Annotated in this window: 9 protein-coding genes, 1 pseudogene and 1 riboswitch; of the genes and pseudogenes, 4 read left to right on the forward strand and 6 right to left on the reverse strand. The window is 54.2% G+C overall.

The genetic code is table 11. The annotated features are described in order from the left end of the window. The 4 genes from ACTG4M_RS15590 to ACTG4M_RS15605 form a co-directional block, all read right to left on the reverse strand. Nucleotides 1-847, reverse strand: an 847-nt coding sequence (locus ACTG4M_RS15590) for a PAS domain-containing protein (protein ID WP_439124584.1), incomplete at its 3' end; no start/stop codon positions are given. A 303-nt stretch (nucleotides 848-1,150) separates the two neighbouring features. Continuing rightward, nucleotides 1,151-1,846 (reverse strand): GntR family transcriptional regulator, encoded by a 696-nt coding sequence (locus ACTG4M_RS15595; protein ID WP_439124585.1) that lies wholly within the window; start codon nucleotides 1,844-1,846, stop codon nucleotides 1,151-1,153. After that, on the reverse strand, nucleotides 1,836-2,996 hold the full coding sequence (gene argE / locus ACTG4M_RS15600; RefSeq protein ID WP_439124586.1) for an acetylornithine deacetylase: 1,161 nt from the start codon (nucleotides 2,994-2,996) through the stop codon (nucleotides 1,836-1,838). Before argE ends, ACTG4M_RS15595 begins: the two co-directional genes overlap by 11 nt. A 4-nt stretch (nucleotides 2,997-3,000) precedes the next feature. Continuing rightward, nucleotides 3,001-4,185 (reverse strand): M24 family metallopeptidase, encoded by a 1,185-nt coding sequence (locus ACTG4M_RS15605; protein ID WP_439124587.1) that lies wholly within the window; start codon nucleotides 4,183-4,185, stop codon nucleotides 3,001-3,003. 155 nt (nucleotides 4,186-4,340) lie between these two features. Between ACTG4M_RS15605 and ACTG4M_RS15610 the strand changes: the two genes are divergently transcribed. Next, a complete protein-coding gene (locus tag ACTG4M_RS15610; protein ID WP_439124588.1) occupies nucleotides 4,341-5,714 on the forward strand; it encodes an aspartate aminotransferase family protein in 1,374 nt (457 codons plus the stop codon). A gap of 127 nt (nucleotides 5,715-5,841) precedes the next feature. Next, a complete protein-coding gene (locus ACTG4M_RS15615; protein ID WP_439124589.1) occupies nucleotides 5,842-6,729 on the forward strand; it encodes a BadF/BadG/BcrA/BcrD ATPase family protein in 888 nt (295 codons plus the stop codon). A gap of 6 nt (nucleotides 6,730-6,735) precedes the next feature. Here the strand turns inward: ACTG4M_RS15615 and ACTG4M_RS15620 are convergent, their stop codons facing one another. After that, nucleotides 6,736-7,554, reverse strand: a complete 819-nt coding sequence (locus tag ACTG4M_RS15620; RefSeq protein WP_439124590.1) for an ABC transporter substrate-binding protein — start codon at nucleotides 7,552-7,554, stop codon at nucleotides 6,736-6,738. 3 nt (nucleotides 7,555-7,557) lie between these two features. Next, nucleotides 7,558-9,390: a TonB-dependent receptor plug domain-containing protein gene (locus tag ACTG4M_RS15625; RefSeq protein WP_439124591.1), complete on the reverse strand. Its 1,833-nt coding sequence runs from the start codon at nucleotides 9,388-9,390 to the stop codon at nucleotides 7,558-7,560. 131 nt (nucleotides 9,391-9,521) lie between these two features. Next, nucleotides 9,522-9,727, reverse strand: a riboswitch (cobalamin riboswitch). Between the two features lie 314 nt (nucleotides 9,728-10,041). On the opposite strand from ACTG4M_RS15625, the gene ACTG4M_RS15630 reads away from it, so the two are divergent. Beyond that, on the forward strand, nucleotides 10,042-12,282 hold the full coding sequence (locus tag ACTG4M_RS15630) for a DUF4214 domain-containing protein (RefSeq protein ID WP_439124592.1): 2,241 nt from the start codon (nucleotides 10,042-10,044) through the stop codon (nucleotides 12,280-12,282). 176 nt (nucleotides 12,283-12,458) lie between these two features. Further along, nucleotides 12,459-12,795 (forward strand): annotated as a pseudogene (locus tag ACTG4M_RS15635) (Fe(3+) ABC transporter substrate-binding protein); the annotation flags it as partial.

The following is a 12,795-nucleotide window of genomic DNA, read 5'->3' on the forward strand; positions in this document are numbered from 1 at the left end:
TTTCATGTTCGAATTCAAAAACTGCTCGAGCTGATTCACCGTGGATCAACGGAACAAGGTAACGACGGAACAGCTTGAGCTCTTCTTCTGAAAAAAGGCTTGTAACAGATTTTGGTTGTGCGAGATCAGACTTCCAGCCGACGCGCCTCCGGAAGTTTTCGTTGCCGTAGCTGATTGCAAAAGACTCCGGATCGTAGATGAACACGCCATCGGGCAATGCTTCGACCACGGAATTCCGACCTGTTTTGGCACTCTCGGTAAAAGCATCGGACACATCAGTGCGGACGGTCACAAACTCTGAGATTTCGCCGAATTCGTCTACTTTGGGAAAGATTGACGTCTTGACGTTGATCGTCTGACCCGATTTCGCCTTGAGCCGCTGAAAACCTGACCATACTTGACCAGCATAGATGGTCTTTAGCATTGCTTCGTGAACAAGCTTTTCGGTATCGTCCGGGTACAAAAGGCATGGTTTTTGACCGATGACTTCTTCGCCTGAGTACCCAAAAACGTCGGTGAAGTTATTGTTTACAGCGACGATCCGACCATCGTGGCCGGTAACGCTGACAATCGTGTGCTTCTCAAGCGCTTGTTCTTGCAAATTCATTGCGAGATTGTTTGCAGCAATCTGTACAGCAATGGACCTTCCACGGAAAAGATTCATGATTCCACTGATGGTAGCCGCAGCGAGCAAGATGAACGCCGCGATGAGCATAAAGGAATCACTTTCTTCGAACACCCTGGAAATGAGCAGCAAACTCACCGCCAAGATGCTTGAGCCGATGGCGATCACGAACCAAAAATCTCGTGATCTTGTGTTCTTATAATCTGCCAGTGTCTTGTTCATAACGCACCCCAAGCACCCAGTATCGATTTCGCAAACACTACGTTTCAGTGCCAATACCAATACAACATGCAATCCAAATTCGGCGTGAATGGGGCAACGTTAAAAGTTTTTGAAAGGAAAACGCCCTGAACATGAGGCCAAACGAGGCTTTGGTCCGGCTAAAAGTGTGTTTGACGCAATCCTATCCGCCGCAAAGATACCGGAGACAGCGCCGCGCACCACCTTAGCGTGAAAAATACATGCTGGGATGTTGCTTTAAGGTGTCTCTACTTCTCGCGAGGTTCGGTTGAGCGGACGCTTGGATCAGTCTTTCTGTTGGAGAAGCCGGTTAAAGCTCATTGAGATATGCGCGCGCTGCATCTGAGCAACGGCGTTCAGATCCCCCGATTGCAAACCGATCTGAACAGCCTCAAGTTCGTGCAGGAAAATTCTGTACTCTTCGCACAAGTCCAATTCAGACTTGATCGCACGGACAAGCCAAAGACGTTTGGTCTGGTAGTACAAACGCTCCAAGACCTGCCGCAATGGTTCGTTCGCAGTCAGCTCCAAAAGTGATTGAAAAACCTCCATATCAAGCGCTGTAAACGCCTTGGGCGTCCCGTCCGCAATCATTTTGGCCGCACGTTCTATGAGGGTTTGCAGGCGCACCATAAACGTCGCACTGGGCATGACAGGATCAAGCCGCCCGGTCAAAGCGGTCAATTCCACCCGCAGCCGATAGGCCTGTTCCAGCTCTTTAATATCCGCGTCGGTGACAAAGGTTCCAACACCATGCACCGAGTGAACAAGTCCCTCTTCTTCCAATCGCGCTAGAACGCGGCGCATAGGCGTACGGCTGGTGCCGAATTCTTCGGACAATGCGGTTTCCGAAAGCTGCGCCCCGGGCGGATACTCAAGCAAACAGATTCGCTGCCGGATTTCGCCGTGCATGGCTGCATGCCGGTCTTTGACACTCGCCGCAGCATCCGCGCTGATTTCTTCTGTGCCGTCAAGCAGCAAGCCGATCCCCCAGCCTTTCGAGCATACCCAGGCACTGCGCTAATTGGTCAATGGCGATGTACTCGTCAGCTTTGTGCGCCTGTTCAATCGATCCCGGACCACAGACCACCACATCTGTTCCAAGTGCTTGGAACAAACCCGCTTCGGTCCCAAACGCCACCACGTCCGAGCTGTTGGCACCCGTCAGTTCCGAGACAATCCTGCGGGCTTCGTTTTCATCGGTGGGCAGAAGGCCAACAACTTCGCCGATGACATCGGTGGTGATATAAGCGCCGGGATGTACTGCGCGCATTTTTGGCAGCAGTTCAGCCTCGCAATAGTCGTTTAGGCTTTGTCGCACAAATTCGACATCCCCAGGCTGGACCGGGCGCATTTCCCATTCGACCTGCGCTGACGGTGCAATCACGTTATGTGCCACTCCGCCCACCAAAGACCCCACGTTGACTGTGGTCCAGGGTGGATCAAACGGAGAATTCTGTGGTGCTCGTGCCTGCAACTTTTCTTTCAGACCGAGCAAATGGTTCACGTATCGAACCGCGTATTCGACCGCGTTCACGCCATGATCCGGCAGTGAACCGTGTCCTGCCAATCCGTTGAAATGAGTCGTGTACTCGTTGCATCCTTTGTGTCCATCAATGATGCGCATCTCGGTCGGTTCACCAATGATCGCAACGCCAGGTGTCAGGTCACGCTCTGCCAAAGTCTCGGCCAAATGGCGCGCACCCATACACCCGACCTCTTCGTCATAGGTGAATGCAAAGTGCACCGGCCTGTCACCAACTCGTTCGGCAAAATGAGGCGCCATTGCAAGTGTCGCGGCGATGAACCCCTTCATGTCACAGGCGCCGCGACCATAAAGACGACCATCGGTGTGGCCCATCTCAAAGGGATCGCGCGTCCATGCCTGATCGGCGACCGGAACGACGTCGCTATGTCCCGAGAGTAGTATCCCGCCGTTGCGATCCGGCCCCAGAGTTGCAAACAGATTGGCCTTGGTGCCGCAAGGCGATGACATCACATCACAGCGCGCGCCGGCTTCTTCCAGCAGACCCGCCATGTGGAGGATCATGTCGAAGTTGCTGTCAGCCGAAATGGTCGGATAGGCGATCAAATCGCCCAGAATTTCGGTTGTGCGCTGCAAGTATTCCACGGCGTTAATCCTTCACGAACAGCTTTCGCTCGACGTTGCACAAAGGCTCGGCAGGGCCGTCCTCGGTGATCAGGATGGTTTCAGTGGTCTCAAGCCCCCATGTATCCATCCAAAGGGCTGGCATAAAATGGAACGTCATCCCGGGTTGCAGGATGGTTTCATCCTCAACCCGCAACGATGCCGTCCGTTCACCCCAATCCGGAGGATAGCTAAGGCCAATCGGGTACCCACAACGACCTTCACGGAAAATGCCGTGTCGCTGCAAGACATCTACAAGGGCTTGTGCAATATCGCTGGTGCGATTTCCGGCCCGCGCCGCATCAAGGGCTGCTTCGATGCCTTCAAGTTGCGCCTGTTCGGCATCCAGCATCTCTTTCGGCGGCTTTCCAAGGAAAACAGTCCGGCAAAGTGGCGCATGGTAGCGGCGATAGCAGCCCGAGAGTTCGAAAAAGGTCGCTTCCCCTTCGCGCATGACATCTCCGTTCCACGTCAGGTGTGCGGCGGTGGCATCAAGCCCTGATGGCGTCAACGGAACGATCGCGGGGTAATCCCCCCAGATATCATCAACGCCTGTGATTCCAGCATGCATGATATCAGCCACAACGTCATTTTTGCGAACCCCTGGTGCGGCGCGATCCATTGCCGTTTTGATGACGCGTTCAGAAATACGCGCGGCATTGCGGATAAACGCTATTTCCTCTTGTGATTTCACCAAGCGCTGCCAGTTCACCAGCGCCGTGGCATCCGAAACCTGCGCATTTGGCAGTTCGGCACACAAGACCTCATGCGCCTTAGCAGAGTAGTAATAGTTTTCCATCTCGACGCCGATCCGCGCATTTTCGAGGCCAAAACCACGCATGCGTTCCGCAAGATCCTGCATCGGATGGCGCACGGTGGATTGCACATAGCTGTCCGCATATCCGAAGATGTTGTCCTCAGACATCCAACAGGTACGCAGCGCTCCCATCGAATCCATGAAACGGCCCCACCAGATCGGCTCTCCCTCCATGCGCAGCAGGACGCCTTGATGGACGTAGAAAGACCACCCGTCATACCCGGTCAACCACGCCTGATTCGACGGATCAGTGATAAAAAGGGCATCAAGCCCGGCAACATCCATTGCGTAGCGGGTCAAAGCGATACGTCGGTCATATTCTACTTGGCTAAACGGTGCTTTTCCGTCGGGCATGCTTGGTCCTCAGCAAGTTATTTTGTAAGATGTACACAACTCAGCGGGAATACTGCTGAACAGCGCACAGAATCGGGCTGTGTTTCCTTGACATGATTGGGAAATATCGACTGATGTGCACAACGATTTGCCACCTTTAATGACTGGAAAACGACATGCTGCGGAATGACCAACTTGATCAGTGGGATCGAGACAACTTTTTCCACCCGTCTACCCACCTCGCGCAACACGCTCGGGGTGAAAGCCCGAGTCGGGTGATCAAAACCGCGTCGGGTGTCCACATCGAAGACCGCAACGGTACACGGCTGCTTGACGCGTTTGCAGGACTATATTGCGTCAACGTCGGTTACGGCCGGCAGGAAATTGCAGAAGCGATTGCCGAACAGGCCAAGGAACTGGCGTACTACCATTCATATGTTGGTCACGGCACAGAAGCGTCGATAACCCTGTCCAAGATGATCCTCGACCGTGCGCCGTCGCATATGTCCAAGGTGTATTTCGGCCTTGGCGGTTCTGACGCGAACGAAACCAATGTCAAACTGGTCTGGTACTACAACAACATTCTGGGCCGCCCGCAGAAGAAGAAGATCATCTCGCGCTGGCGCGGATATCACGGGTCGGGTCTTGTCACCGGATCGCTGACCGGACTTGAGCTTTTCCACAAAAAATTCGATCTGCCCATCGAACAGGTCGTCCACACAACTGCACCCTACTACTATCGTCGCGAAAACTTGGATCAGACCGAAGCACAGTTCGTGGAACAATGCGTGGCTGATCTGGAAGCCATGATCGCGCGAGAGGGTGCCGACACCATCGGCGCATTCATCGGTGAGCCGATGTTGGGCACAGGTGGGATCGTCCCCCCACCCGCAGGCTATTGGGCGGCCATACAGGCTGTTTTGAATAAGCACGATATTCTGTTGATCGCCGACGAGGTCGTGACCGGCTTTGGCCGTCTTGGCACCATGTTCGGGTCCGAACACTATGGGATCGAGCCCGACATCATCACCATCGCCAAAGGCCTGACTTCGGCCTATGCTCCGCTGTCTGGCTCTATTGTGTCGGATAAGGTGTGGGCGGTGCTTGAGCAGGGCACAGACGAAAACGGACCGATTGGTCATGGCTGGACATACTCTGCACACCCCATCGGCGCTGCGGCTGGTGTCGCAAATCTCAAGCTGTTGGATGACCTGAAGCTAATCGCGAACGCAGGTGAGGTCGGCGGCTATTTGAACAAAACCATGATCGAAGCGTTGGGCGACCACCCCAATGTCGGTGAGGTGCGCGGTGACGGAATGATCTGCGCAGTTGAGTTCGTGAAAGACAAATCCAATCGAGCGTTCTTTGACCCAGCAGACAAAATCGGGCCGCAGATCTCGGCCAAGCTTTTGGAACAAGACAAGATCATCGCCCGCGCGATGCCGCAAGGTGACATTCTTGGGTTTGCCCCACCCTTTTGCCTGAGCCGCGAAGAGGCAGATCAAGTGGTGGCAGGGACGGTTAATGCCGTCAAAGCCGTACTTGGGTAACGAGAACTTTCGTTTGAATGACCAGAGCCGCCGGGCGATTATCCCGGCGGCCTTTTTGTTGCATGACTTTCGCCTTTCTAACTTAACCTCTGCACATGACGGATTTGGCTGTGCTAAAGCCTAATTTATGAACCAAGCATCGACCTTTGTGATTGGGGTGGACGGCGGCGGCACAGGGTGCCGTGTGGCGATCAGTGATGGTTTGGGTAACGTGATCGGATCAAGCTCAGGTGGTGCTGCAAACTACACAAGCGATCCCGCAAGAACAGTTAAGCACATCATTGCCGCCCTGACCGAGGCGGCGACGGGCGCTGGCCTTTCGTTGGAAGACCTCAAGGCGGCACCGACACATATCGGCTTGGCTGGAGTTGTCTCCAAGACCGACGCAGATCAGGTCGCCAAAGCCCTACCCTTCGCCCACTGCATGGTTAGCGAAGATCAAACCACAACGGTCGCGGGCGCACTTGGCCATCAGAAGGGCGCAGTGGTATCCGTGGGCACTGGTTCTTTTGTAGCCATCAAACGAGATACCAAAATCCGATTCATTGGCGGATGGGGCCTGCACCTTGGCGATCAGGCGTCTGGCGCATGGTTGGGACAGCAAGCACTTCAACGCTGTGCACTGGTCTTGGACGGATTGGTCGACACATCTGACTTTGTAGAAACGTTGGTCCAACAGATTGGCCGTAAGCCGGGGGACATGATCACCTTCGCGCGGAATGCAACACCAGAGGTCTATGCCAATATTGCGCCAGACATTATGGCTGCCGCGAAGGCACTTGACCCAAACGCCCTTACGTTAGTCGAGGCAGGCGCGGATTATCTAAACCAGTGCTTGGGTATTGCCAGCCTGAACAAAGATGAGGTGGTCTGCCTCACCGGCGGGCTTGGACCATACTACGAGCACTGGCTGGATGACACCTTTCAAGCACGGGTGACCAAGCCCAATGGTACGGCTTTGGACGGCGCGCTTTTCCTCTCACGTCAAATGTTAGAGGAACAGGTCACGACCTAACAGATGTCACTGTGGCTCGACCGCCTGCAATTGGCCGATCTGATCTACCACATCTGCAATCGCATTCATGACCAAAGGCGTTCCACAAACCCAATCCACATTGGTCTGCATAACTGGAAAATCGGCCAATGATGGATGGCCGACCATCTCTTCCGACAATGAAAAACCCGAATACTCTTGAGACCCGATCAACAGATCAGGTTGGTACAGGATGACCTGCTCAAGTGACAACGTACCATTCCCCTGAAAGCCAAGTTCGACCGAGAGATTCCGTGCGCCCCCTGCGATCAGAATATCGTGGCTAAGCGTTCCTGCCCCCAGCGCATACCCATTAGGCAGAAAAAATGCTGCCAGGGGCGCGTCGGATGTGGCCCAGGTCAGATTGGTCAGATCACGTTCCAATTTCACCGCAATCTGGTCAGCTTTGACTTCCTGACCCAACACCTTGCCCATTAGACGGATCTCTTGCGGTATCGCTTCAAGCGATGTTGTGATCGGGAACTGGACAACCTTGATACCGATCGAGCGGAGCAAAGCCAGCATCGCAGGATCATTGTATTGTCCAGCAACGACAACATCAGGGGCCTGAACCGCGATCATCTCAGCCGTGCCGTTGTTAAGGGCGAAGTGCCCAGCCTGATCCGCCATTGCCGACGTTCGCGGGTCTGTCGATAATTTGCTCAACGAAACGACCTGCTCTGGTGCAGCCAAGAGCATTACAAGTTGATCCGTGCAGACATTGACTGACACAACACCCGGCAGATCTGATGCGCTGGCCCAAACCGGGGCCAGCACAAAACTCATCAACGCCACAAGACGCCGCATCCTTTAGAAGGATGTTTCAATGCCAAAGCGGATGGTCCGCTCGGGCGCGTTGAAACCGCGAACGGTCTGGTAGGACACGTCCCCAACATTGTCGATCGCCCCGTATATGGAAGCTTTGTCGGTGACGTCATAGCGGGCTGACAGATCCCACACGGTATAGTCATCCAACGGTGTTGGCGTCCCAAATCCATCAAGCGTATCCGCCACGCGAGTCACGTTCACACCCACTTGCAGACGATCCGTGACATCCGCTTCAAGCGCGAGCGAAAGATCATGGCGCGGCACAAGAACCACGCGGTCACCGTTGTTTTCAGCGTTGGTCAATGTATAGGCCCCAGACAACCGGACCCGGTCGGTGATGGCATATGACCCGCTGAGCTCAAGACCGCGCGTTTCGGTGGTGCCATCCGTCTGTATGTAGCAACCGAACGCCTGCGAGGGCAGGCAATTTGACGACGACCCAAACCCAATCAGGTTTTCGATCTCGGCCCAGAACAACGTGGCTTTGACCGAACCACGATCACCATAGGAGTGCTCAATCCCAAGGTCGAAACTCAGGCTTTCTTCTGGGTCCAAAGGTATTGATCCGGCATACGGGCCAAACCGTTCGTAAAGCGACGGCGCACGATACCCAGTTCCGAGCGAAGCCCGTACAATGGTGGCCTCATTCAATTGGTAGGACAGAGCAGCGCGCCCCGAGAATTGCCCGTCGAAGTCCGAGTAGTCATCATAGCGCAGCGTCAAAGATAGCTCGATCGCGTCAGTCGGGGTCGCCTTGAGTTCCGCAAAAGCCGCTGAATTGGAGGCATCGTAGGTTTCGCCGTCCAACTCGGACCGCTCTTCGGTCCAATCTGCACCCAAGGCCAAAGAAATGCTCTGTGAGATCTCGCCCTGAGCCAGATAAGCAGCGGTGTCACGTTCTCCGAGGAAATCTTGTGTGAACCCGCCCGCATCGAAACGGTCGATTTCATAGCGGCTAAACGACAGCTCGTGTGTCCATGCCCCGGCCTGGACTTCACCGAACACACGCACACCACGCCGCGTTTCATCGATCTCACCGGAATTGTCAAAATCAGACCGGTCGAATTCCGCAGACCCATCGGACCAAATCCCAGTCAGACCCAGACGAATTGCATCGCTGACCTGATAAGCCGCAAAAAGGTTGACTGTACTTTGTTCAAACCCATCATTCTCATCATCAATGGCACGGGCTGAATACCCGCCTAACGTGACGCGGCCGATGCTTAGTGCCAGTTCGGTCCGGTCATCGAGGTAGCCGACACTAAGATTGGCAGAACGTGTTTCAAAGCTGCCCGCTTCGACACGCACTTGACCGGACACGCCATCAACGGCAGGCCGCCAGCTTTCCACTTCAACAACGCCAGCAATTGCCTCAGAGCCGTAAACGGCCGACTGTGTCCCTTTCACAACGGCGACGCGATCAAGCGACCCGCTTGTCAAAGTCCCAAAGTTGAAGGCCGTTTGCGGGCCTGACGGGTCCGCAACATCGATCCCATCAACGCGCACCCCCACATAAGGTCCGCTTAGGCCGCGGACCCGAACGGTTGCCGAGCCGCCCAATCCGCCGTTTGCGCTGACAGCGACACCCGGCAAGGCGTCCAATGCAGCGGTCGCGCCAACGCCGCCACGTCGGATGTCGTCGGTTTCGGCCACGTCAATAGTGGCACCTGTGGTGTTGAGGTTGGTGGGTAACAAGCCACCGAAAACAACAATTTCTTCAAGTTCTATAATAGCCCCACCAAGGTCTTGAGCGGCCGCAATCGACGGCGCAACAAGGGTGGAACACAAGAGAAGTTTGGTCGTGAGATGTGCCATTGCAATGATCCCAGCTTTGCCCGGCGCGCTGCGCCGGATTGGTAACGATAATCTGGAACGCGTACGCATCCGCAGACGGTGATAGACACCACTACGGACCATGCCGCCGCCCTACCGCACCCCGCGATTGGACTGGGTGTTGGCCTACGGCAGGTCTCCTGACTTGCGGGTCATTGCTCTGCTGGCCTTCCCAGCCTTCGGTCGAAGGGCCAGTGGCAATTTCAGCGTCGCTCGCCGCTCACAGTTGCGGGGGCAGTCACGGATTTTTCATACGAAGCACCGCGTTCCCTTTTCACCAGATGCTGTTACACATCCAGACCGTAAACAACTTCATCTGCACCCGAGACACTCGGTCCGTCAAGCCCAGTTTACAGTGGTATACCAAGGCGCTTGGTCGCAGGACTGTAGCTATTCATGTGAGACAAAAAGCGCATCTCCCGATCACTGTAAGGAATGGCACAAGTCCACGACCTGATTCATTAAGCCATAGAATTTACGTAAAATTATAACCTTTTTAATCAGTTATCGCCCCAAAGCGATCACGAAACTGCCCAAGTTTATCGGCATCCTTTTATCCAAGTTGACCGTCCTGCGCGACGAACACGAGGCATCGCCTTTGGTTCATACAACAAGAGATAAGGGGTTTGGTTCGTGTCGTTTACGCTTCAATTCGACTACCGGTTCGACAGCACCGGATTTTTCGACAATCCAGACCGACGCACGGCACTCGAAGCCGCAGGGCACGAATGGGAAAAGATCATTCGTGACGATTTTGACGATCTGCCCGTTGGAACTGTCTTTTCGATCAGAAACCCATCTACCTTTGCGACCGAAACAGTCACCATCGAAAACCCAGTGGACGACATTATTGTTTTTGTTGGCGCACGGGCGTTCGCCTCATCAACGCTGGCAATTGCCGGCCCAGGAGGAGGAGATGCGGCGGGTGATGTGTACGCCGCGCGCATCACGTCTGATTTTCGGGGAACCGGCCCTGTTACAGATTTTGAACCTTGGGCTGGGTCTATCACCTTTAATCCCGAGGCAAATTGGTCATTCGACCTAGACGGACCTGTACGTGGACAGAGCGACTTTCTATCCGTTGCAATCCACGAAATTGGCCATGTTTTAGGGATTGGGACCTCTGGCGCGTTTGATCGCTTGATCGTTGATCATTCATTCACCGGGCCCAACGCAACACATGTCAATAATGGCGCGTCGGTCCCGATGGAAGACGATCATGCCCATGTCGAAGAGGGTTTCAACGATGACGCCGTTGCATTGGACCCGGTGCTGACCAACGGCTCACGCGTTTTGCTAAGCAATATCGACAAAGCAATCCTCGCCGATATTGGATATGACATCGCAGGGTTTTCCAAAACAGGTGAAACACCGTCAATCGCAAGCGATCAATCAGAGCGCATCTTTGGTCGTGATGTAGCAGACACGATTAATGGCCTGGGTGGCGACGACTCTTTGCAAGGTGGGTTAGGCGATGATCGTCTTGACGGCAACCAAGGCCATGACAACTTGTTTGGCCAACTCGGCAATGACACGCTTTACGGCGGCTCTGGCAACGATCAGTTGGATGGCGGCGCAGGTGACGACGATTTGAGAGGAGGCGCTGGTGACGATGTCTTTTTCGGCGGGGCTGGGCGCGACACCTTTGTGGTTGGCCCGGGCGACGGTACCAACACTCTTCCAGATTTCGACCTGTCCACCGAAGTCATCCGCCTGATCGACAGTGGGTTCACCTCGGCAGCCGATGTTTTGAATGCCATCACCAAACCGTTCAGCAACATCTCACGGATCACCTTAAAGGACGGAACAACAGTTGATGTGTTCCACGAGATGCAAAGCGGAACCTCGTTAACCGCTGCACACTTCGAATTCGTAGGTTCGGATGTGTTGGTAGAGAACGAACCAAGGTTAACCTCTTTCTCTGACGCGTCTCTCAACGCGTTGCCGGCTGAAGACGCGGATCCACTAATCACTGCACCCATGACTTTGCTAGAAGGCACAGATTTGGATGATGCCAATCTGGTCGCCACCGAACGTCATACTTGGATCGATGGACGTGACGGCGTGGACACGGTCGTTTTTGCCGGATCACCCTCGCAATATACGGTCACTCTTAATCCTGATAGCGCAAACGTCACGGATCGAAGCGATGATAGCCTTGGCGCTGTCCGACTCAATAATATCGAACTGATCGAATTTGGCATAAATGATACCCGGTTTGATGGTCCGTTGGATTTACGATCTTTCAGCGGACATCGAGACCTCGATCAAGACGCAATGGACGCGTTGGTTGAGATGTACATCGCCTATTTCAATCGCGCGCCTGACGCCATTGGACTTGGGTTTTGGGGAACTGCCTACGCCAATGGTACGTCCCTTGCGGACATCGCCGCACTGTTCGCAGATCAGGAGGAAACCCAAATTTTGTACCCAAGCGACCTCGGTAGTTTGCGCTTCATCTCGGATGTGTATCAAAACGTCTTGGGTCGCACACCAGACACAGATGGCCTGGACTTCTGGGAGGCCTCATTGGAATCTGGCGCAGTTAGCCGAAGTGATTTCATCCTCGAAATTTTGCAGGGTACAAAATTCGAGCTGCCGGCGACCAGCGACGCTGCTTTGATTGAACAACAGCAGTCGGATCAAAACTACCTCGCCGCAAAAACGGATTTAGGGACGCTGTTCGCAATTCGCCACGGCATGTCTGATTTAGAAGACGCCGCCGATGTCATGAACACATTCGATGGCAGCGAGGCAACGTTTGACGTTGCAAACACCATGATTGACACATTTTTTGCCGAAGCGTCGGACCCTTTACAGGGCGATTTCTTAATGCCTCTGGTTGGTGTTTTGGACGACCTGTTCCTCGGATGAAGCAAGCAAAACAGCCAAGACGCGCAGCAAATTATGAAAGCGGCTCTAGAACTAGAGTTTTTTGAGGATTGATAGATCTGCAAATTTTCCGATAAAAATAGTCGGGAACTATTGATCAGATGCTCAAAATATGTAACTGACTATTTTTGTAAGGAATATATACAACGGAGAATCCCATGCGTGTCCTATGGACAACCTCGACGCTGGCCATGATCGCCAGCACCGCACTTAGCACCGTCGCCGCAGCAGAGGGTGAGGTGAACCTATATTCTTCGCGCCACTACGACACAGACGAACGACTTTACTCTGACTTTACAGAAGCTACCGGGATCACGATCAATCGGATCGAGGGCAACGCAGACGAGCTGATCGCGCGGATGCAGGCGGAGGGCGCGAACTCCCCTGCGGATATTCTTCTAACTGTTGACACATCCCGCCTCGAACGCGCCAAGGCTGCGGGCGTGTTGCAATCTATCGAAAGCGACATTCTGGAAGCGCGCATTCCAGACAGCC

The sequence above is a fragment of the Marivita sp. genome, assembly GCF_965656765.1.
Taxonomy (GTDB): domain Bacteria; phylum Pseudomonadota; class Alphaproteobacteria; order Rhodobacterales; family Rhodobacteraceae; genus Marivita.